This window comes from Variovorax sp. GW823-FHT04F07, assembly GCF_058795995.1.
This window is the reverse complement of the sequence record NZ_JBXAIG010000002.1, coordinates 1,261,647-1,282,557: the sequence shown is the minus strand read 5'-3', so window position 1 is coordinate 1,282,557 and position 20,911 is coordinate 1,261,647. Positions and strand designations below refer to the sequence as shown.

Below are 20,911 nucleotides of genomic sequence, written 5' to 3'. Positions count from 1 at the left end.
ACGGGATCAGCCGTCGATCTCGGCGCGCAGCTGGTCTTCCATCGTCTCGCGGCGGCGGATCAGCTTGGCTGCGGCGCCGCTCACCAGCACCTCGGCGGCACGGCCGCGCGTGTTGTAGTTGCTGGCCATGCTCATGCAGTACGCACCGGCCGACAGCACGGCCAGCAGGTCGCCGGCCACCACGTTGAGTGCGCGATCGCGGCCGATCCAGTCGCCGCTTTCGCAGACCGGGCCCACCACGTCGTAGGTCGGCGCGTCGCCGGCGCGCTCGCGCAGCGGCACGATCTTCTGGAAGGCCTGGTACATCGCGGGGCGCGGCAGGTCGTTCATGGCCGCGTCGACGATGCAGAAGTTCTTGTCCTCGCCGGGCTTCGTGTAAAGCACCTCGGTCACGCACACGCCGGCATTGCCGACCAGCGAGCGGCCGGGTTCGATCACCAGCTTGCGCTGGCCGAAGCCGCGCGCGTCGAGCTTGGCGAGCAGCTGCAGCCACAGCGCATCGGCCTTGGGCGGCACTTCGCCGTTGTAGTCGATGCCCAGGCCGCCGCCGAAGTCCAGGTGATGGATCGGCACGCCGGCGGCCTCGATGGCTTCCACCAGGTCGAGCACGCGGTCGCAGGCGTCCAGGTAGGGCGAGGCTTCGGTGATCTGCGAGCCGATGTGGCAGTCGATGCCGACCACTTCGAGGCCCGGCAGCCGGGCGGCGTGCTGGTAGGCTTGCACCGCACGGTCGTGCGCGATACCGAACTTGTTGCCCTTCAGGCCCGTGGAAATGTAGGGGTGTGTCTTCGGGTCGACGTTCGGATTGATGCGGATGCTGATCGGCGCGCGCGCCTTCTCGGCCAGCGCCACCTCGTTGAGCACGTCGAGCTCGGCTTCGCTCTCGACGTTGAAGCAGGCGATGCCGGCCGCCAGGGCCTGGCGCATCTCGGCGCGTGTCTTGCCGACGCCCGAGAAGATGATCTTCTTCGGGTCGGCGCCCACGGCCAGCACGCGCGACAACTCGCCGCCGGAGACGATGTCGAAACCGCAGCCGGCCTCGGCGAACACGCGCAGCACGCCAAGCGAGGAATTGGCCTTCATCGCGTAGCAGATCAGCGCCTCGCGGCCCTCGAAGCCGCGCTGGTAGGCGGCCAGGGCGTCGAGCATCCACTGCTTCGAATAGACGAACAGCGGCGTGCCGTGCGTGCGTGCCAGCGCGTCGAGCGCGACGCCTTCGACGTGCAGGGCGCCGTCGCGGTGGGCGATGTAGGGGTGGCCGGGCAGGGGGGTGTTCGTCGTCATTTCTGGGGGGAGGCGGGGGCGCTGCTGGCTGCGGCGGGCTTGGGGGCCGCTTCGTTGTCGGAGGCTTTGGAGCCGCCGGGGGTGAGCAATTGGGGCAAGGTGGCGCGCTGGGCGGCCGCCGGATCGGTCGGCAGATAGAGCGCGCCGCGCTGTCCGCACGCCGCAAGGCCGGCCGCGCTGGCGGCAAGGCAGACCATGAGCGCGGTGCGGGCGCGAGCGCTCACTAGAATTTGGCGAACATTCAACATGCTGAAATTGTAATGACCGACACCGAGTACATGGACCGCGCCGAGGCGGCGCTTGCTGCCATCGAGCAGGGCTGCGACCGCATCAACGACGCGACCGACGCCGACATCGACAACCAGCGGGTCGGCGGGATGATCACGATGTCGTTTCGCAACGGCAGCCAGCTGATCGTGAACCTGCAGAAGCCGCTGCAGGAAATCTGGCTGGCGGCGCGCTCCGGCGGCTACCACTACCGGCACGACGGCCGGGTGTGGGTGGACACCAAGACCGGGGAAGAATTCTTCGGCAACCTGTCGCGCGAGGCGACCCTGCAGGCGGGGCTGCCGCTGGTGTTCGCAGCGGCGGCCTGAGCCGCCGCTTTCCCGCTTTCTTGATCAGTTCCTGAACAGGTCGAGGATGCGGTTGCGCTCCTCGGGCGGCGCAGGCGCGCTGATCGCCGGGCCACTCAGGGCTTCGGCCGGTGCCACCGGCGCGGAAGACTCCACGCCCAGGCTCGACACGCCGCGGCCCGGCGCGTAGTCGTCGTAGTACCACTCGCCGCCGACGCTCACGATGCCCGAAGGCGGCGTGGTCGACAGGTCGGTCACGGGCACGCCCTTGAGGGCGGTTTCCATGTAGTTGATCCAGATCGGCAGGCTCAGGCCGCCGCCGGTTTCGCGGTCGCCCAGGTTGCGTGGGGTGTCGTAGCCGATCCACGAGATCGCCGTCATGGTGGGCTGGAAGCCCGCGAACCAGGCGTCGAGCGAGTCGTTGGTGGTGCCGGTCTTGCCGTAGAGGTCGGGGCGCTTGAGCATCGCCTGCGCCTTCGCGGCCGTGCCGGCGCGCGTGATGGACTGCAGCAGCGTGTCCATGATGAAGGCGTTGCGCTGCGGGATGGCGCGCGAGGCTTCATTGAGCAGCGGCGGCTGGACGTCGACCAGCACGCGGTCCTTGTGGTCGGTGACGCGGGTCACGAGGTACGGATTCACGCGGTAGCCGCCGTTGGCGAACACCGAATAGCCCACCGCCATCTGCATCGGCGTGACGGCGCCGGCACCGAGCGCCATCGGCAGGTAGGCGGGGTGCTTGTCCTTGTCGAAGCCGAAGTTGGTGATCCAGTCTTGCGCGTAGCGCGTGCCGATGGATTGCAGGATGCGGATCGACACGAGGTTGCGCGACTTCATCAGCGCCGTGCGCATCGACATCGGACCGTCGAAGCCGCCGCCGTAGTTCTTGGGCTCCCAGGGCTGGCCGCCGGTAGTGCCGGCGTCGAAGAACAGCGGGCCGTCGTTGATCACTGTGGCGGGAGTGAAGCCCTTTTCGAGCGCCGCCGAGTAGATGAAGGGCTTGAAGCTCGAACCCGGCTGGCGCCACGCCTGCGTGACGTGGTTGAACTTGTTCTTGCCGAAGTCGAAACCGCCGACCAGCGCCTTGATGGCGCCGTCGCGCGGGTCCATGGCCACGAACGCGCCTTCCACCTCGGGCAGCTGGGTGATTTCCCAGGTGTTCTTGGGCGTCTTCGCGACGCGGATCACGGCGCCGCGGCGGATCTTGATGTTGGGCGGTGCCTTGTCCGACAGGCCGGACTGCGCGGGCTTGAGGCCGTCGCCCGTGATCTGCACGGCGTCGCCGTTGGCGCGGATGGCCTGGATCTCCTTGGGCGTGGCCTTGAGCACCACGGCCGCCATCACGTCGCCGTTGTCGGGGTGGTCGTTCAGCACGTCGTCCACCGCCTCGTCGAGCTCCTTGGGGTCGTTCGGCAGGTCGATGAACTTCTCGGGGCCGCGGTACACCTGACGGCGCTCGTAGTCCATGATGCCCTTGCGCAGCGCCTTGTAGGCCGCGGCCTGGTCGGCGGCGACCAGCGAGGTGTAGACCTTGAGGCCGCGCGTGTAGGTGCTGTCGCCGTACTGCGCGTACATCAGCTGGCGCACGGTTTCGGCGACGTACTCGGCGTGCAGGCGGTTCGGGTCGGCGGCGTCGCGCAGGTGCAGCTCTTCCTTCTTGGCCTCGGCCGCCTGCTCGGCGGTGATGAAGCCGGCTTCCTGCATGCGGTCGATCACGTAGAACTGGCGCCCGCGTGCGCGCTGCGGGTTGTTGACCGGGTTGTTGGCGCCGGGCGCCTTCGGCAGGCCGGCCAGCATGGCGGCCTGGGCGATCGTCATCTCGGACAGCGGCTTGCCGAAATAGGCCTCGGACGCGGCCGCGAAGCCGTAGGCGCGGTTGCCCAGGTAGATCTGGTTCAGGTAGATCTCGAAGATCTGGTCCTTCGTGAGCAGGTGCTCCAGCTTGAAGGTCAGCAGCACCTCGTAGATCTTGCGGGTCAGCGTCTTCTCGGAGCTCAGGTAGACGTTGCGGGCCACCTGCATCGTGATGGTGGAGGCGCCCTGGCTCTTCACGCGGTTCAGGTTGGCGAGGCCGGCGCGGACCAGCCCCTTGTAGTCGACGCCGCCGTGGTCATAGAAGCGCGCGTCTTCGGCGGCCAGGACGGCGTCCTTCACCACTTTGGGGATCGCGGCGATGGGAGTGAGGTTGCGTCGCTCTTCCCCGAACTCGCCGATCTGCGTGCCTTCGGCGGAGAACACGCGCAGCGGCAGCTTGGGTCGGTAGTCGGAGAGTTCCGAGATGTCCGGCAGGTTGGGGTAGGCCACTGCCAGGGCCACGGCCACCACGCACAGGATGGAAAGCAGGCCCGCCGCAGCGATGCCCGCCCCCCAGAACACGAAACGCAACAGCCATTTCAGCCAGAAGGGGCGTTCGGGTGGAGGAGTCTTGGCGCGCCCTTTCGGGCTGGAAGTTTCTTGCATGGGGGCCCGGAGAGTCACCGGACATTATAAAAAGCCGCCCCCTCGGCGCCTCCGGATCTTTGTTACCTCGCGCATTCCCTCTCCAGGGGCTAAGCAGAAAGTTACAGAATGCGGCTTTGACGTCACGTTTTGACAACGGTTGTCGGTTCCGGGCTTTCTGCACGCTTGGTGGGCGCTGTGCCTGCTGCTAGCATGCAACCGAACGCATATTTTTCCATTGGTTACAAATAACAGGGGGAGAGGGACCTAACTTGGCTGCTCTTGGATCATTGTTTCGTCGTCAGAACGCCCCCCTGCTGGGACTGGACGTCAGTTCGTCCAGCGTGAAGCTGGTGGAGCTCGGCCGTGAGGCCAGCGGCAAGCTGGTTCTGGAGCGCTGCGCCATCGAGCCGCTCGAACGCGGCTGGATCACCGACGGCAACGTCGAGAAATTCGACGAAGTCGCCGAAGCCGTGCGCCGCGTCGTGCGCAAGAGCGGCACCAAGACCCGCAACGTGGCGCTGGCACTGCCGCCCTCGGCGGTCATCACCAAGAAGATCATTCTCCCGGGCGGCATGAGCGAGCAGGAACTCGAGATTCAGGTCGAATCCGAAGCCAACCAGTACATCCCGTTCTCGCTCGATGAAGTGAGCCTCGACTTCTGCGTGACAGGACCGAGCACGAGCTCCGTTGGCGACGTGGAAGTGCTGATCGCCGCCTCCCGCAAGGAGAAGGTGCAGGACCGCGAAGGCCTGGCGGAAGCCGCGGGCCTGAAGGCCATGATTCTCGACGTCGAGTCGTATGCCTCGCGCCTCGCAACCGCGCGCCTGATCGAGCAACTGCCGGGCAAGGGCGTGGACGCCATCGTGGCGCTGTTCGAAGTCGGCGCCTTCACGACCAGCATGCAGGTGCTGCGCAACCAGGAAGTGCTGTACGACCGCGACCAGGCCTTCGGCGGTGCTCAATTGAGCCAGCTGATCGTGCGCCAGTACGGTTTTTCCGCCGAGGAAGCCGAAGCCAAGAAGCGCAGCGGCGACCTGCCCGACGACTACGGCTCGGGCGTGCTCAAGCCCTTCGTCGAAAGCATCGCGCAGGAAATCGCGCGGGCGCTGCAGTTCTTCTTCACCAGCACGCCGCACAACCGCGTCGATTACGTGCTGCTGGCGGGCGGATCGTCGTCGCTGCCGGGGCTGACCAATGCCGTGACCCGCCAGACCTCTTTTGCCTGTTCGCTCGTGAATCCGTTCGACGGCATGGACTTCGGCCCCAGCATTCGCGAGAAGAAGGTCCGCCGTGAGGCGCCTTCCTATCTGACCTCCTGCGGCCTGGCCATGCGGAGGTTCCTGCAGTGATCCTGATCAATCTGCTTCCGCACCGCGAAGCCGCGCGCAAGCGCCGCCGCGAGGCCTTCTACGGCACCCTGGGTGGTGCCGCACTGCTGGGCGCCCTGATCGCCGGCCTCGGTTACCTGTGGTTCGAGGCCCAGATTTCGGCCCAGCAATCGAAGAACGGTTTCCTTCAGGCCGAGATCAAGAAGCTCGAAGTCGAGATCAAGGAAATCTCCACACTGCAGGAAGAAATCGCAGCCTTGCGCGCGCGCCAGCTGGCCGTGGAAGACCTGCAAGGCGACCGCAATCTGCCCGTGCACCTGCTCAACGAACTCGTCCGGCAACTGCCCGACGGCGTCTACCTCACCAGCATGAAGCAGGAGAACCAGACCGTGACCCTGCAAGGCATGGCGCAGTCGAACGAGCGCGTGTCGGAGCTGCTGCGCAACCTCGGCAACAACAGCCCCTGGCTGGTGAAGCCCGAGCTGGTCGAAATCACCTCGGCCAACGTGAACCTGAGCCAGCGCGACCAGCGCCGCGTGGCGAACTTCACGATGCGCATCGGCCTCAAGCGGCCCACCGACGCCCAGAAGGCGGAGGCCGATAAGGCCCTGGCCGCCAAGGCGCAGGCGAAGGGGTAACCGATCATGGCCATCAGCAACCGATCCCTCCCCAAAGTCGACGTCGCCACCGCACTGCGGAACTTCGGCGACCAGTTCCGCGGACTGAATCCGAACGATCCTTCCATGTGGCCGGCGGTGCCGCGCTACGCCCTGTGCCTGGCCCTGGCTGCCCTGGTGCTGGTCGGCCTGTGGTTCGTCTGGCTGACCAATTCCAACGACGAACTCGAAGCCGAGCGCGCCAAGGAAGTCACGCTCCGGACCGACTACCAGAAGAAAGTGGCGCAAGCCGCCAACCTCGACCTGCTGAAGAAGCAGCGCGAGCAGGTGCAGCAGTACGTGATCCTTCTCGAGAAGCAACTGCCCAGCAAGGCGGAAATGGACGCGCTGCTCTCGGACATCAACCAGGCCGGCCTCGGCCGCAGCCTGCAGTTCGAACTGTTCCGTCCGGGCCAAGTGTCGGTCAAGGATTACTACGCAGAGCTGCCGATCGCCGTGCGCGTCACGGGCCGCTACCACGACATGGGCGCCTTCGCGGCCGACGTGGCCAGCCTTTCGCGCATCGTGACGCTCAACAACGTGACCGTCACACCGCAGAAGGACAAGGACGTGCTGACGATGGACGCCACCGCGCGCACCTACCGCTACCTCGACGAAGACGAGCGGGCCGCACAGAAACGCGCCACGGCGCCGAAGGCGAAGAAATGAAGCCGGTCGCCAAAGTCCTGTGGCTGGCATTGGCCACGCTGGGCCTGAGCGCCTGCGGCGATTCCGACCAGGAAGACCTGCAGCGCTGGATGGTCGAGCAGCGCGCCCAGATCAAGCCCTCGGTGCCGCCGATCTCCGAACCCAAGAAGTTCACGCCGCAGGCCTACACCGAGGCGTCGTCGTTCGAGCCCTTCAACATGCTGAAGCTGACCCAGGCGCTGCGCCGGGAGTCGAACCAGCCGAGCACCTCCGAGCTGATCGCGCCGGAACTGGCGCGCCGCAAGGAAGCCCTCGAGGCGTTCCCGCTCGACACGATGGCGATGGTTGGCAGCATGAACCGCAACGGCCAGCCGGTGGCGCTCGTGCGTGTGGACAAGCTGCTCTACAAGGTGCGCGTCGGCGAATACCTGGGGCTCAACTACGGGCGCATCACCCGTATCAACGAAACCGAAGTTGCCCTGCGCGAGATCGTGCAGGACGCCGCGGGCGAATGGATCGAACGCGTAGCCACGCTGCAGTTGCAAGAGAGTGCGAAATGAACCATAAAAAATCAACGATGGCACAGTGGCTGCGCGCCGCCGGGCTGGGTCTGCTGGCTTTCGGTGCCCTGGCCGTCGCCCATGCGCAAAACGCGATCGAGTCGGTGACGAGCTCGACCCAGTCGGGCGCGGAAGTGATCCGCATCGACCTGGCGCAGCCGCTCACCGCCGTGCCTGCCGGGTTCTCCGTGCAGACGCCGGCGCGCATCGCGCTGGACTTCCCGGGCGTGACGAACGCCATCGGGCGTTCGGCCATCGAGGTGAACCAGGGCAACCTGCGCTCGGTCAACGTGGTGCAGGCCGGTGACCGCAGCCGTGTGGTGCTGAACCTGAAGCAGGCCACGGCGTACAAGGCCGAGATCCAGGGCAAGTCGCTGCTGGTGGTGCTCGAGCCGGTGGCTGGCACGGCACTCGTCGCTTCCGCGGCGACCACTTTTGCAGAGAACCGCAACCGCGACACGCTGCCGCTGCGCGATGTCGATTTCCGCCTGGGCGCCGACAACACCGGTCGCGTGCTGGTCGACCTGCCGAACAACCAGGTCGGCGTCGATGTGAAGCAGCAGGGCAAGAGCCTGGTCGTGGAGTTCACCAAGTCGACGCTGCCCGAAGGCCTGCGCCGCCGCCTCGACGTGGCCGACTTCGGCACGCCGGTGCAGCTGATCACCTCGCAGCAGTCGGGCGACCGCGTGCGCATGACGATCGATGCCAAGGGCGACTGGGAGCACAGCGCCTACCAGAGCGAGAACCAGTTCGTGGTGGAAGTGCGCGCGCGCAAGGTCGACCCGAGCAAGCTCACGCAAGGCGTTGGCTACAACGGCGAGAAGCTGTCGCTCAACTTCCAGAACATCGAGATCCGCTCGCTGCTGCAGGTGATTGCCGACTTCACGAACTTCAACATCGTGACCTCGGATTCGGTCAGCGGCGCACTGACGCTGCGTCTGAAGGACGTGCCCTGGGACCAGGCACTCGACATCATCATGCAGGCGAAGAACCTGGGCATGCGCAAGAACGGTAGCGTCCTGTGGATCGCGCCCAAGGACGAGATCAACGCCAAGGAAAAGCTCGAGTTCGAAGCCAAGGCGGCGATCGAGAACCTGGAGCCGCTGCGCACGCAGTCGTTCCAGTTGAACTACACGAAGGCCATTGCGATTGCACAGGGCTTGACGGGGACTGGTGCATCGGCGGGTGGCGGCGGTGGTGGCGGTGGCGGCGCGACCTCGCGCATCCTGAGCCCCCGCGGCAGCGTGATCGCCGAATCGCGGACCAACCAGCTGTTCGTGTCCGACATTCCCTCGCGCCTGGCGCAGGTCACCGACCTGATCCAGAAGCTGGACATTCCAGTCCGCCAGGTGCTGATCGAAGCGCGCATCGTGGAAGCCTCGGACACCTTCGGCAAGTCGCTCGGCGTGCGGATGGGCGGCGGCATCTCCCGCGAACGCGTCGCGTCGGCCAACGGCAATCCGGCCTACGGCACCTTCGGTGTCATGCCTGCCACCACCAACGCCGGCGGCGTCGGCGGCGCAGCAGCCACCTGGACCAACTCCAACTTCATCAACCTGCCCGCCGGCGACGCTGGCGGCACCGGTAACGCCGCGGGCACCTTCGCGATCTCGCTGTTCAACTCGAGCTTGTCGCGCATGCTGAACCTCGAAATCTCGGCCCTCGAAGCCGATGGCAAGGGCAAGCTGGTCTCCAGCCCCCGCGTCATCACGGCCGACCAGACCAAGGCGCTGATCGAGCAGGGCGAGGAAATCCCCTACCAGCAGGCCACCTCCAGCGGCGCGACCTCGATCTCGTTCCGCAAGGCGGTGCTCAAGCTTGAAGTCACGCCGCAGATCACGCCCGAAGGCAACATCATCCTCACGCTGGACGTGAGCAAGGACGCCCGCGGCGTCAACACCTCGGCGGGCCCGGCCATCAACACCAAGCACGTGCAGACCGAGGTGCTGGTCGAGAACGGCGGCACGGTCGTCATCGGTGGTATCTTCGAGCTCACCGAAACCAATGACGAATCGCGCGTGCCGGTGCTGGGTGAAATCCCCTACATGGGGGCATTGTTCCGCAAGCGCGAACGCGTTGCCAACAAGACCGAAATGCTCGTCTTTATCACCCCGAAGATGATTACCGACCGCAACGCCGCGCGCTGACGCGCGGGCGTAGCAGCCACCGCGTGGCGGTCGCACTTGTCGGGTTGCCCGGCGCCGGAAAGTCCGCAGTGGGCCGGCGGCTGGGCGCTCGGCTGAACACTCCCTTCATCGACACCGATCATGTGATCGAGCAGCGCATCGGCTGCACGATCCGTGATTTCTTCGACCGCGAGGGCGAAGCCGCCTTCCGCGACATCGAGCAGGCGGTCATTGCCGACCTGGCCGCCCACCCCCACGGCGTGCTGGCGACCGGCGGTGGCGCCGTGCTGCGCGAGGCCAACCGCCAGCAGTTGCGCGGCCATTTCCACGTCATCTACCTGCGCTCCTCGCCCGAAGACCTGTTCCGGCGTCTGCGCCACGATGTCAAGCGCCCGCTCCTGCAGGTGGCCGACCCGCTGGGCCGGCTGCGCGAACTGCACGACGCGCGCGACCCGTTCTACCGGGAAACGGCCCACGACGTGGTCGACACCGGCCGGCCGTCGATCGCGGTGCTGGTCAACCTCATCGTGATGCAGCTCGAACTGGCCGGGGTGGTCGAACCCGGCGCCCATCCGGAAGAGCCCTCGGACTGACCCCGGCAGGCCCGAGCGCCTAAACTCGCGGCCATGTCCCTGTCTGTTTCGCCCGCACTTTCCGCCCCGCCAAAGCCCGAACGCGTCGAGATCCAGCTCGGCGAGCGCAGCTACCCGATCCTGATCGGCGGCGGCCTGCTGGAAGACCCCGCCAGCTTCAGTGGCGTTCCCGCGGCTGCCAGCGCGCTGATCGTCAGCAACACCACCGTGGCGCCGCTCTACGCGCAGGCCTTGCGGGCCGTGCTGGCCAAGCGCTTTCGCACGGTCCACCTGCTCGAGTTGCCCGACGGCGAGGCATACAAGAACCTCGAGACGCTCAACCTGATCTTCGACGCCCTCCTGGGCCACGGCAGCGACCGCAAGACGGTGCTGTTCGCGCTCGGCGGCGGGGTGGTGGGCGACATGACCGGCTTCGCGGCCGCCAGCTACATGCGCGGCGTGCCTTTCGTGCAGGTGCCGACCACGCTGCTGGCGCAGGTCGATTCCTCGGTGGGCGGCAAGACGGCCATCAACCACCCGCTGGGCAAGAACATGATTGGCGCGTTCTACCAGCCGCAGCTCGTGCTGTGTGACTTGAACACGCTGCAGACGCTGCCGCCGCGCGAACTGAGCGCCGGCCTCGCCGAGGTCATCAAGTACGGCCCGATCTACGACATGGCTTTCTTCGACTGGATCGAGTCGAACATCGAGGCGCTGGTGGCGCGCGACCCGGCCGCGCTGGCCCATGCCGTGAAGCGCAGCTGCGAGATCAAGGCGCTGGTGGTCGGCCAGGACGAGCGCGAGACCGGCCTGCGCGCCATCCTCAACTTCGGCCACACCTTCGGCCATGCCATCGAGTCGGGGCTGGGCTACGGCGAGTGGCTGCACGGCGAGGCCGTCGGCTGCGGCATGGTCATGGCGGCGCAGCTGTCACAGCGGCTCGGCGGTGTCGACGCGGCCTTTGTTGCGCGGCTCACCCGCCTGATCGAGCGCGCCGGCCTGCCCACCGTGGGACCGGCACTGGGCGCCGAGCGCTATCTGGAGCTGATGCGCGTCGACAAGAAGTCCGAAGCCGGCGAGATCCGCTTCGTGGTGATCGACCGACCCGGCTCCGCCGTCGTGCGCAGCGCGCCCGACGCGATGGTGCGCGACGTGCTCGCGCAGTGCTGCGCGGCATGAGTCTTGCGGCGTACGCTTGCCACCCCGCGCGCTCGCGCGGACGGCGCCACGCGGAGCCGCCCGCGCCCACGCGCGACGCCTTCCAGCGCGACCGCGACCGCATCGTCCATTCCACCGCCTTCCGCCGGCTGGTCTACAAGACCCAGGTGTTCCTGAACCACGAAGGCGACCTGTTCCGCACGCGGCTCACGCATTCGCTCGAAGTCGCGCAACTGGGCCGCTCCATCGCGCGCGCGCTGCGGCTCAACGAAGACCTGGTCGAGGCGATCGCGCTGGCTCATGACCTGGGCCACACGCCCTTCGGCCACGCGGGCCAGGACGCGCTCAACGCCTGCATGGCCGAGCACGGCGGCTTCGAGCACAACCTGCAGAGCCTGCGTGTGGTCGATGCGCTGGAGCACCGCTACCCGCAGTACGACGGCTTGAACCTCAGCTTCGAGACCCGCGAAGGCATCCTCAAGCACTGTTCGCGCGCCAACGCCGAACGCATCGAGGCGGCCGAGCCGCAGGGCGTGGCCCGTCGCTTTCTCGATCGCACGCAGCCCGGGCTGGAGGCACAGCTGTGCAACTTGGCCGACGCCATCGCCTACAACGCGCACGACATCGACGACGGCGTGCGCTCGGGCCTGATCAGCGTCAAGCAGCTGGCCGATGTGGAGCTGTTCGAACGCTACCGCCGCGAAGCGCTGGCCGAGCATCCGCACCTGCAGGGCCAGGGCCGGCGCGTGCTCTATGAAACCATCCGCCGCATGCTCAGCGCGCAGGTCTACGACGTGATCGACACGACGCGCGCGGCCATCGAGGCGCTGGCGCCCGCCGATGCCGACGCCGTGCGCCAGGCGCCACCGCTGGTGGCCTTCAGCGGCGTCATGCAGGCGCAGTCGGAGGCGCTCAAGCAGTTCCTGTTCCGCAATCTCTATCGCCATCCGCAGGTCACGCAGACCACCGACCAGGCGAGCGAGGTCGTGCGCGGGCTGTTCGATGCCTACCTGGCGCGCGGCACCGAGATGCCCGTCTCGTACGCCGAGCGCCGCGACCGGCATCGCGCCGTGGCCGACTACATCGCCGGCATGACCGATCGCTTCGCCATGCGCGAGCACGAACGGCTGACCGGCCGCCGGGGCATCGCATGACGGCGGCCGTGCGCTCGAGCAGTGCGTCGGCCCGCGTGCCGGCCGCGGCTTTCGCCGTCGTGTTGGGCGGCGTCAGCGCCGCGCTGCACCTGGGCAAGCTGCCGCCCGCCGTGCCGGCGCTGCAGGCGTCGCTGGGCATCGACCTGGTCGAAGCCGGTTTCCTTCTTTCGCTGGTCCAAGTCGCGAGCATGACGCTCGGGCTGCTGGCCGGGCTCGCGGCCGATTCCATCGGCCTGCGGCGCAGCATGCTGATCGGGCTGGCGGTGCTGACGACGGCCAGCCTGCTGGGCGGTGCCGTCGGCGCCGGCCTGCTGGGCGGATCGCACGCGGTGCTCTGGCTGTTCGTGCTGCGCGCAGCCGAAGGCATCGGCTTCCTGATGGCGGTGATGCCCGGCCCGGGACTCATCCGAGCACTGACACCGGCGGGCGCCGACAAGGCCGCGCTGGGCCTGTGGGGCGCCTACATGCCGCTGGGCGTGGCGCTGGCGCTGCTGATCGGTCCGGCCCTGATCGCCTGGGGCGGATGGGCCGACTGGTGGTGGACGCTGTCGCTGGTGTCGGCGGGTGCGGCACTCTGGGTGTGGCTGTCGGTGCCGCGCGACCGGCCCCGTGTGGCCGGCGCAAGCCCGCAGCCAGCATCGTCCGGTTGGGCGTCGCGGCTGCGCGAGACGGTCGGCGCGCGCGCGCCGTGGCTGGTCGCGTTGACCTTCGCCGTGTACTCGTCTCAGTGGATGGCCGTGATCGGTTTCCTGCCCGCGATCTATGCCGACGCCAAGGTGCCGGCCGCCTGGAGCGCGGTGCTGACCGCGCTGGCCGCGGCGATGAACATCGTCGGCAACCTCATGGGTGGCCGCTGGCTGCAGCGCGGCGTGGCGCCCGAGCGCCTGCTGCAATGGGGTTTCCTGGCCATGGCGCTGGGCGGCGTCGCCGCCTTCGCGCAGGTGGGGCAGGGCGCCGGCGCCGAGGCGCTGGGCCTGCCGCCCGCGCTGCGCTATGCCGCGATCTGTGCCTTTTCGCTCGGCGGCGGCATGGTGCCGGCCACGCTGTTCCTGCTGGGCGTGCGGCTGGCGCCGGGGCCGAGCACCGTCTCGACCACCGTTGGCCTGATGCAGCAGGCGTCGTCGCTCGGCCAGTTCCTGGCGCCGCCCGCGGTGGCCTGGCTGGCGCACCGCGTCGGCGGCTGGCACTGGACCTGGACCGCCACGCTGGCCTGCTCGCTCGCCGGCATGGCGGTCGCCGCGCGCCTCGGGCGCATCCGCCGACTGACGGAGGCCACGGTATGAGCGACCCGACGGTCATCGACGCCGCGCAGGCCGAAGCCGACACCCGCCGCTGGCTCGAACGCGCCGTGATCGGCCTCAACCTGTGCCCCTTCGCCAAGGCGGTGCATGTGAAGGGGCAGATCCACTACGTCACCTACCTCGACACCCACGAAGGCCGCCTCATCGATGCGCTGCTGGCCGAGGCCCGCGCGCTCGTGGCGCTCGATGCCGAGGTGCGCGACACCACCTTGCTGATCGTCCCCCACGCCCTGGCGGATTTTCTCGACTTCAACGATTTCACGGAGCGCGCCGAGCGCAAGCTCGCCCGCGCGGGCTTCGACGGCGTGCTGCAGCTCGCCAGCTTCCATCCGCATTTCCAGTTCGCCGGCACCGAGGCCGACGACATTACCAACGCCACCAACCGCGCGCCGTACCCCACGCTGCACCTGCTGCGTGAAGACAGCATGGACCGCGCGGTCGAGGCCTTTCCCGAGGCCGAGGCGATCTTCGAGCGCAACATCGAGACGCTCGAAGCCCTGGGCCCCGACGGCTGGACCGCGCTCGACGTCGGCCCGGGAAGCGCCACGCCATGAACAACAAGAACACCATGCCCCGTCCCGCGAAAGCCCACCCCACCAACAAGGCTGCGAAGGCCGAGGCCGAGCTGGCCGAAGTCCTGCGGCCGGGCCAGTCCGTCGAGCTCCTCAAGGAGCTGCACATCCTCACGCGCGAAGGCCGGCTCAACCAGGATTCGCGGCGCAAGCTCAAGCAGGTCTATCACCTGTTCCAGTTCATCGAGCAACTGCTGCGCGAGTTGCCCGGCGAGGGTGCCGAGGCGACGCTGGCCGACCACGGGGCGGGCAAGTCGTACCTCGGCTTCATCATCTACGACCTGTTCTTCCGCGCGCGGCAGGGCAGCCATGTCTACGGCATCGAGACGCGCAGCGAGCTGGTCGAGCGCTCCCGCGCGCTGGCGCAGCAGCTGGGCTTCGGGCGCATGTCGTTCCTGAACCTCACCGTGGCCGAGTCGGCGCAGGCCAGCGAGCTGCCGGCGCAGATCGACGTGGTCACCGCGCTGCACGCCTGCGACACCGCCACCGACGACGCCATCGCCTTCGGCCTTGCCAAGAAAGCGCGCTGCATGGTGCTCGTGCCTTGCTGCCAGGCCGAAGTGGCGGCCTGCCTGCGCGAGACCAAGGCGCTGGCCCTGTCGCGCACGCCGCTGGCCGAGCTGTGGCGCCATCCGCTGCACACGCGCGAGATCGGCAGCCAGCTCACCAACGTGCTGCGCTGCCTGTACCTGGAAGCCAACGGCTACAGCGTGACGGTCACTGAACTGGTCGGCTGGGAGCACAGCATGAAGAACGAGCTGATCCTGGCGCGCTACACCGGCCAGCGCAAGGCGAGCGCGGCGACGCGGCTGCGCGAGCTGCTGGCGCAGTTCGGGCTCGACACGCTGGGCGACACGCGCTTCCGCCTGACGGACTGAGTATTCGGACGGCGTCGTCCACGTCCCCATGGCCCGTCTCCCCCGTCTCACGTTGGCCGGCATGCCGCACCACGTGATCCAGCGCGGCAACAACCGCCAGCCGATCTTCGTGGACCGCGCCGACCACGAGAAGCTGCTCGGCCTGCTGGCCGAGAATGCCGCGCGCTTCGGCATCGCGCTGCATGCCTACGTGCTGATGGACAACCACTTCCACCTGCTGGCCACGCCCGACAGTGCCACGGGCCTGCCGCAGTTCATGCAGTCGGTCGGGCGCAGCTACGTGCGCTACTTCAACGACCGCCATGGCCGCAGCGGCACCTTGTGGGAAGGGCGCTACAGATCGACCCTGATCCAGACCGAGCGCTACCTGCTGACCTGCATGGCCTACATCGACCTGAATCCGGTGCGCGCCGGCATGGTCACCGAAGCGCGCGACTTCCCGTGGTCCAGCTACGGCCACTACGCCGGCCTGCGGCAAGACCGGCTGCTGACGCCGCATCCGCTGTACTGGGAGCTCGGCAACACGCCCTTCGCGCGGGAGGCGGCGTATGCCGAACTGGTGCGTGGCGGGGTTCGCGCGGCCGATCAGCAGGCCCTGACCGAGGCCACCCTGCGCGGCTGGGCGGCCGGCGACGACGGTTTTCTGGACGCGTTGCAGAAGTCCACCGAGCGCCGCGTGATCAAGGCCAAGGCCGGCCGACCGCCTGCGCCGGCCAAAGATCCGGACTGAAAGCGGCCGAAAGCCGCACCCTTGTTGGGCGTCGTGCTGCTGTTTTTAATATGTCCCCAATTTAATTCTGACAAGAAAACTCAAGATTTAATATGAATCTGACCCCCATTAAAGTGTTTGGCATTCTTTGTGCATCGCAATATGCTCCCTTTCCCTGCGAAAACTGAAGGAGCGCGCCATGACGACGGCTGCCGAGATTCAACACCTCCAAGAACACGGTCTGTATTCCGGTGCCGATGAGCACGACGCCTGCGGCGTCGGCTTCGTCGCCCACATCAAGGGCGAGAAGAGCCACGCCATCGTGCTGCAGGGCCTGAAGATCCTCGAGAACCTCGACCACCGCGGCGCCGTCGGCGCCGACAAGCTGATGGGCGACGGCGCGGGCATCCTGATCCAGCTGCCCGACCTGCTGTACCGCGAAGAAATGGCCAAGCAGGGCGTCACGCTGCCCCCGCCGGGCGAATACGGCGTCGGCATGATCTTCCTGCCGAAGGAACACGCCTCCCGCGAAGCCTGCGAACAAGAGATGGAACGCGCCATCAAGGCCGAAGGCCAGGTGCTGCTGGGCTGGCGCGACGTGCCGGTCAACCGCGACATGCCCATGTCGCCCACCGTGCGCGAAAAGGAACCGCTGCTGCGCCAGATCTTCATCGGCCGCGGCAACGACGTGATCGTGCAGGACGCGCTGGAGCGCAAGCTGTACGTGATCCGCAAGACCGCCAGCGCCAACATCCAGCGCCTGAAGCTCAAGCACAGCAAGGAATACTACGTTCCGAGCATGTCCAGCCGCACCGTGGTCTACAAGGGCCTGCTGCTGGCCGACCAGGTCGGTACCTACTACCTCGACCTGCAGGACAAGCGTTGCGTCTCGGCCCTGGGCCTGGTGCACCAGCGCTTCTCGACCAACACCTTCCCCGAGTGGCCGCTGGCCCACCCGTACCGTTATGTCGCCCACAACGGCGAAATCAACACGGTCAAGGGCAACTACAACTGGATGAAGGCGCGCGAAGGCGTGATGTCGTCGCCCGTGCTGGGCGCCGACCTGCAGAAGCTCTACCCGATCAGCTTCGCCGGCCAGTCCGACACCGCCACCTTCGACAACTGCCTCGAGCTGCTGACGATGGCCGGCTACCCCATCAGCCAGGCCGTGATGATGATGATTCCCGAGCCCTGGGAACAGCACGCCACCATGGACACGCGCCGCCGCGCGTTCTACGAATACCACGCTGCCATGCTCGAGCCGTGGGACGGCCCGGCCTCCATCGTGTTCACCGACGGCCGCCAGATCGGCGCCACGCTCGACCGCAACGGCCTGCGCCCCTCGCGCTACTGCGTGACCGACGACGACCTGGTCATCATGGCCTCCGAGTCGGGCGTGCTGCCCGTGCCCGAGCAGAAGATCGTGCGCAAGTGGCGCCTGCAGCCCGGCAAGATGTTCCTCATCGACCTGGAGCAGGGCCGCATGATCGACGACGAGGAGGTCAAGGCCACCCTCGCCAACAGCAAGCCCTACAAGCAGTGGATCGAGAACCTGCGCATCAAGCTCGACAGCGTCAAGGCCGAGCCGGCCGCGATTCCCGTGAGCCAGGTTGCGCTGCTCGACCGCCAGCAGGCCTTCGGCTACACCCAGGAAGACATCAAGTTCCTGATGAGCCCGATGGCGCAAGCCGGCGAAGAGGGCATCGGCTCCATGGGCAACGACAGCCCGCTGGCCGTGCTCTCCAGCAAGAACAAGCCGCTGTACAACTACTTCAAGCAGCTGTTCGCGCAGGTCACGAACCCGCCGATCGATCCGATCCGCGAAGCCATCGTGATGTCGCTGGTGTCCTTCATCGGCCCCAAGCCGAACCTGCTGGACATCAACCAGGTCAACCCGCCGATGCGGCTCGAAGTGAGCCAGCCCATCCTCGACTTCGCCGACATGGCGAAGCTGCGCGACATCGGCCGCTACACGCAAGGCAAGTTCAAGAGCTACGTGCTGGACATCACCTACCCGCTGGGCTGGGGCGATGAAGGCGTCGAAGCCAAGCTGGCTTCGCTGTGTGCCGAAGCGGTCGACGCCATCAAGGGCGGCCACAACATCCTGATCGTGAGCGACCGCGGCGTGGGCCCGACGCAAGTGGCGATCCCCGCCGTGCTGGCGCTGTCGGCCGTGCACCAGTACCTCGTGCGCGAGGGCCTGCGCACCACCGCCGGCCTCGTGGTCGAGACCGGTTCGGCGCGCGAAGTGCATCACTTCGGCGTGCTTGCCGGCTACGGCGCCGAAGCCGTGCACCCGTACCTCGCCATGGAAACGCTGGCGGCCATGCACGCCGACCTGCCGGGCGACCTGAGCGCCGACAAGGCGGTCTACAACTACGTCAAGGCCATCGGCAAGGGCCTGTCGAAGATCATGTCGAAGATGGGTGTCAGCACCTACATGAGCTACTGCGGCGCCCAGCTGTTCGAAGCCATCGGCCTGAACACCGAGACGGTGAACAAGTACTTCACCGGCACGGCCAGCCGCGTGGAAGGCATCGGCGTCTTCGAGATCGCCGAAGAAGCCATCCGCATGCACAAGGCCGCCTTCGGCGACGACCCCGTGCTCGCCCACATGCTGGACGCCGGCGGCGAATACGCCTGGCGCACCCGCGGCGAAGAGCACATGTGGACGCCCGACGCCATCGCCAAGCTGCAGCACAGCACGCGCTCCAACAACTGGAACACGTACAAGGAATACGCGCAGCTCATCAACGACCAGAACCGCCGCCATCTCACGCTGCGCGGCCTGTTCGAGTTCAAGATCGATCCGGCCAAGGCCATCCCGGTGGACGAGGTCGAAGCCGCCGCCGAAATCGTCAAGCGCTTCGCCACCGGCGCGATGTCGCTGGGCTCGATCAGCACCGAGGCGCACGCCACGCTCGCCATTGCCATGAACCGCATCGGCGGCAAGAGCAACACGGGCGAAGGCGGTGAAGACCCCGCGCGTTACCGCAACGAACTCAAGGGCATCCCGATCAAGCAGGGCGACACGCTCAAGAGCGTGATCGGCGCGGCCAACGTCGAGGTCGACCTGCCGCTGAACGACGGCGACTCGCTGCGTTCGCGCATCAAGCAGGTCGCGTCGGGCCGCTTCGGCGTCACGGCCGAGTACCTGCATTCGGCCGACCAGATCCAGATCAAGATGGCGCAAGGTGCCAAGCCGGGCGAGGGCGGTCAGCTGCCCGGCGGCAAGGTCACCGAGTACATCGGCAAGCAGCGCTATGCCGTGCCGGGCGTGGGCCTCATCTCGCCGCCGCCGCACCACGACATCTACTCGATCGAAGACCTCGCACAGCTCATTCACGACCTGAAGAACACCGCGCCGCACGCCAGCATCAGCGTGAAGCTGGTGAGCGAAATCGGCGTCGGCACCATCGCTGCAGGCGTGGCCAAGTGCAAGAGCGACCACGTCGTGATCGCCGGCCATGACGGCGGCACGGGCGCTTCGCCCTGGTCGTCGATCAAGCATGCGGGCAGCCCGTGGGAAATCGGCCTGGCCGAGACGCAGCAGACGCTGGTGCTCAACCGCCTGCGCAGCCGCATCCGCGTGCAGGCCGACGGCCAGATGAAGACCGGCCGCGACGTCGCCATCGGCGCGTTGCTGGGCGCCGACGAATTCGGCTTCGCCACCGCGCCGCTGGTGGTCGAGGGCTGCATCATGATGCGCAAGTGCCACCTGAACACCTGCCCGGTGGGCGTGGCCACGCAAGACCCGGTGCTGCGCAAGAAGTTCTCGGGCAAGCCCGAGCACGTCGTCAACTACTTCTTCTTCGTCGCGGAAGAAGTGCGCCAGATCATGGCCCAGCTGGGCATCCGCAAGTTCGACGACCTGATCGGCCGCGCCGACCTGCTCGACATGCGCAAGGGCATCGAGCACTGGAAGGCATCGGGCCTGGACTTCAGCCGCCTGTTCGCGCTGCCGACCGTGCCGGCCGACGTGCCGCGCTTCCATGTCGAGAACCAGGACCACGGCCTCGAGCGTGCGCTCGACGTGAAGCTCATCGAGAAGTCGCGTCCCGCCATCGACAAGGGCGAGAAGGTGCAGTTCATCGAGGTGGCACGCAACGTCAACCGCTCGGTGGGCGCGATGCTCTCGGGCGCGCTGACCAAGGTGCATCCGCAGGGCCTGCCCGACGACTCGATCCGCATCCAGCTCGAAGGCACGGGCGGCCAGTCGTTCGGCGCCTTCCTGGCACGCGGCATCACGCTGTACCTGATCGGCGACGCCAACGACTACACCGGCAAGGGCCTTTCGGGCGGCCGCGTGGTGGTGCGCCCCAGCCTCGACTTCCGCGGTGAAGCCGCGCGCAACACCATCGTCGGCAACACCGCGCTGTACGGCGCGACCACCGGCGAGGCCTACCTGTGCGGCGTGGCCGGCGAGCGTTTCGCGGTGCGCCTGTCGGGCGCCACGGCGGTCATCGAAGGCACCGGCGACCACGGTTGCGAATACATGACTGGCGGCACGGTGGCCGTGCTCGGCAAGACGGGCCGCAACTTCGCGGCCGGCATGAGCGGCGGCGTCGCCTTCGTCTACGACGAAGACGGCCAGTTCGCCTCGCGCTGCAACCTCTCGATGGTGTCGCTCGACAAGGTGCTCACCTCGGCCGAGCAGACCGCCAGCGTGCATCGCAAGATCTGGCACGGCGGCGAGACCGACGAAGCGCAACTCAAGAAGCTGCTCGAAGAGCACCACCGCTGGACGGGCAGCAAGCGCGCGCGCGAGCTGCTCGACAACTGGGCCGAGTCGCGCACCAAGTTCGTCAAGGTGTTCCCGAACGAGTACAAGCGCGCCCTGGCCGAATTGCACGACCGCCAGGTCGAGCTGGCCAGCAGCGGCAACAACGCCCACGTCGGCCTCGAGCCGCACGCACTGGCCGCGCCCGCCACGGCCGCCGTCTGAGCGCGC

At 67.3% G+C, this 20,911-nt stretch carries 17 protein-coding genes; 14 read left to right on the top strand and 3 right to left on the bottom strand.

What is annotated here, in order from left to right:
• Nucleotides 1–6: 6 nt before the first annotated feature.
• Nucleotides 7–1,284 (bottom strand): diaminopimelate decarboxylase, encoded by a 1,278-nt coding sequence (lysA, locus tag AC1RAA_RS15170; RefSeq protein WP_492728430.1) that lies wholly within the window; start codon nucleotides 1,282–1,284, stop codon nucleotides 7–9.
• A complete protein-coding gene (lptM, locus tag AC1RAA_RS15165; protein WP_062471782.1) occupies nucleotides 1,281–1,532 on the bottom strand; it encodes an LPS translocon maturation chaperone LptM in 252 nt (83 codons plus the stop codon). Before lptM ends, lysA begins: the two co-directional genes overlap by 4 nt.
• Before the next feature lie 12 nt (nucleotides 1,533–1,544).
• Between lptM and cyaY the strand changes: the two genes are divergently transcribed.
• The gene (gene cyaY / locus AC1RAA_RS15160; RefSeq protein WP_487847961.1) at nucleotides 1,545–1,880 is read left to right on the top strand and encodes an iron donor protein CyaY; all 336 of its coding nucleotides are present in this window, start codon (nucleotides 1,545–1,547) and stop codon (nucleotides 1,878–1,880) included.
• 24 nt (nucleotides 1,881–1,904) lie between these two features.
• Here the strand turns inward: cyaY and AC1RAA_RS15155 are convergent, their stop codons facing one another.
• Nucleotides 1,905–4,316 carry a penicillin-binding protein 1A gene (locus AC1RAA_RS15155; RefSeq protein ID WP_169805026.1) on the bottom strand — a complete coding sequence of 804 codons (2,412 nt, stop codon included), beginning with the start codon at nucleotides 4,314–4,316 and terminating at the stop codon, nucleotides 1,905–1,907.
• A gap of 251 nt (nucleotides 4,317–4,567) precedes the next feature.
• On the opposite strand from AC1RAA_RS15155, the gene AC1RAA_RS15150 reads away from it, so the two are divergent.
• From AC1RAA_RS15150 to AC1RAA_RS15090, 13 genes are all read left to right on the top strand, one after another.
• Nucleotides 4,568–5,647, top strand: a complete 1,080-nt coding sequence (locus AC1RAA_RS15150; RefSeq protein WP_341888394.1) for a pilus assembly protein PilM — start codon at nucleotides 4,568–4,570, stop codon at nucleotides 5,645–5,647.
• Nucleotides 5,644–6,264 (top strand): PilN domain-containing protein, encoded by a 621-nt coding sequence (locus AC1RAA_RS15145; RefSeq protein WP_492728433.1) that lies wholly within the window; start codon nucleotides 5,644–5,646, stop codon nucleotides 6,262–6,264. The genes AC1RAA_RS15150 and AC1RAA_RS15145 overlap by 4 nt, the downstream gene beginning before the upstream one ends.
• A gap of 6 nt (nucleotides 6,265–6,270) precedes the next feature.
• On the top strand, nucleotides 6,271–6,951 hold the full coding sequence (locus AC1RAA_RS15140) for a type IV pilus inner membrane component PilO (RefSeq protein ID WP_062471770.1): 681 nt from the start codon (nucleotides 6,271–6,273) through the stop codon (nucleotides 6,949–6,951).
• Nucleotides 6,948–7,490, top strand: a complete 543-nt coding sequence (locus AC1RAA_RS15135; protein ID WP_070059946.1) for a pilus assembly protein PilP — start codon at nucleotides 6,948–6,950, stop codon at nucleotides 7,488–7,490. Before AC1RAA_RS15140 ends, AC1RAA_RS15135 begins: the two co-directional genes overlap by 4 nt.
• Nucleotides 7,487–9,637 (top strand): type IV pilus secretin PilQ, encoded by a 2,151-nt coding sequence (locus tag AC1RAA_RS15130; RefSeq protein WP_492728435.1) that lies wholly within the window; start codon nucleotides 7,487–7,489, stop codon nucleotides 9,635–9,637. The genes AC1RAA_RS15135 and AC1RAA_RS15130 overlap by 4 nt, the downstream gene beginning before the upstream one ends.
• A gap of 23 nt (nucleotides 9,638–9,660) precedes the next feature.
• A complete protein-coding gene (locus AC1RAA_RS15125) occupies nucleotides 9,661–10,209 on the top strand; it encodes a shikimate kinase (protein WP_119554249.1) in 549 nt (182 codons plus the stop codon).
• Between the two features lie 33 nt (nucleotides 10,210–10,242).
• Nucleotides 10,243–11,367 (top strand): 3-dehydroquinate synthase, encoded by a 1,125-nt coding sequence (gene aroB / locus AC1RAA_RS15120; RefSeq protein WP_492728437.1) that lies wholly within the window; start codon nucleotides 10,243–10,245, stop codon nucleotides 11,365–11,367.
• Nucleotides 11,364–12,500, top strand: coding sequence for a deoxyguanosinetriphosphate triphosphohydrolase (locus tag AC1RAA_RS15115; protein WP_492728438.1), 1,137 nt, complete (start codon nucleotides 11,364–11,366; stop codon nucleotides 12,498–12,500). The genes aroB and AC1RAA_RS15115 overlap by 4 nt, the downstream gene beginning before the upstream one ends.
• The gene (locus tag AC1RAA_RS15110; protein ID WP_492728440.1) at nucleotides 12,497–13,783 is read left to right on the top strand and encodes an MFS transporter; all 1,287 of its coding nucleotides are present in this window, start codon (nucleotides 12,497–12,499) and stop codon (nucleotides 13,781–13,783) included. The genes AC1RAA_RS15115 and AC1RAA_RS15110 overlap by 4 nt, the downstream gene beginning before the upstream one ends.
• The gene (locus AC1RAA_RS15105) at nucleotides 13,780–14,355 is read left to right on the top strand and encodes a DUF1415 domain-containing protein (protein WP_095949870.1); all 576 of its coding nucleotides are present in this window, start codon (nucleotides 13,780–13,782) and stop codon (nucleotides 14,353–14,355) included. The genes AC1RAA_RS15110 and AC1RAA_RS15105 overlap by 4 nt, the downstream gene beginning before the upstream one ends.
• Before the next feature lie 14 nt (nucleotides 14,356–14,369).
• Nucleotides 14,370–15,251: a class I SAM-dependent methyltransferase gene (locus AC1RAA_RS15100; protein ID WP_492729808.1), complete on the top strand. Its 882-nt coding sequence runs from the start codon at nucleotides 14,370–14,372 to the stop codon at nucleotides 15,249–15,251.
• Between the two features lie 28 nt (nucleotides 15,252–15,279).
• Entirely contained in the window at nucleotides 15,280–15,981 is a 702-nt protein-coding gene (locus tag AC1RAA_RS15095) for a transposase (protein WP_492728443.1), read from the top strand.
• A 178-nt stretch (nucleotides 15,982–16,159) separates the two neighbouring features.
• Entirely contained in the window at nucleotides 16,160–20,905 is a 4,746-nt protein-coding gene (locus AC1RAA_RS15090) for a glutamate synthase-related protein (RefSeq protein WP_095949872.1), read from the top strand.
• The last annotated feature ends 6 nt before the right edge of the window (nucleotides 20,906–20,911 follow it).

Bases quoted from the DNA above. Each gene is read 5' to 3' on its own strand.
- lysA (WP_492728430.1), bottom strand. From the start codon at position 1,284: ATGACGACGAACACCCCCCTGCCCGGCCACCCCTACATCGCCCACCGC.
- lptM (WP_062471782.1), bottom strand. From the start codon at position 1,532: ATGTTGAATGTTCGCCAAATTCTAGTGAGCGCTCGCGCCCGCACCGCG.
- cyaY (WP_487847961.1), top strand. From the start codon at position 1,545: ATGACCGACACCGAGTACATGGACCGCGCCGAGGCGGCGCTTGCTGCC.
- AC1RAA_RS15155 (WP_169805026.1), bottom strand. From the start codon at position 4,316: ATGCAAGAAACTTCCAGCCCGAAAGGGCGCGCCAAGACTCCTCCACCC.
- AC1RAA_RS15140 (WP_062471770.1), top strand. From the start codon at position 6,271: ATGGCCATCAGCAACCGATCCCTCCCCAAAGTCGACGTCGCCACCGCA.
- AC1RAA_RS15135 (WP_070059946.1), top strand. From the start codon at position 6,948: ATGAAGCCGGTCGCCAAAGTCCTGTGGCTGGCATTGGCCACGCTGGGC.
- AC1RAA_RS15130 (WP_492728435.1), top strand. From the start codon at position 7,487: ATGAACCATAAAAAATCAACGATGGCACAGTGGCTGCGCGCCGCCGGG.
- aroB (WP_492728437.1), top strand. From the start codon at position 10,243: ATGTCCCTGTCTGTTTCGCCCGCACTTTCCGCCCCGCCAAAGCCCGAA.
- AC1RAA_RS15115 (WP_492728438.1), top strand. From the start codon at position 11,364: ATGAGTCTTGCGGCGTACGCTTGCCACCCCGCGCGCTCGCGCGGACGG.
- AC1RAA_RS15110 (WP_492728440.1), top strand. From the start codon at position 12,497: ATGACGGCGGCCGTGCGCTCGAGCAGTGCGTCGGCCCGCGTGCCGGCC.
- AC1RAA_RS15105 (WP_095949870.1), top strand. From the start codon at position 13,780: ATGAGCGACCCGACGGTCATCGACGCCGCGCAGGCCGAAGCCGACACC.
- AC1RAA_RS15100 (WP_492729808.1), top strand. From the start codon at position 14,370: ATGCCCCGTCCCGCGAAAGCCCACCCCACCAACAAGGCTGCGAAGGCC.
- AC1RAA_RS15095 (WP_492728443.1), top strand. From the start codon at position 15,280: ATGGCCCGTCTCCCCCGTCTCACGTTGGCCGGCATGCCGCACCACGTG.
- AC1RAA_RS15090 (WP_095949872.1), top strand. From the start codon at position 16,160: ATGACGACGGCTGCCGAGATTCAACACCTCCAAGAACACGGTCTGTAT.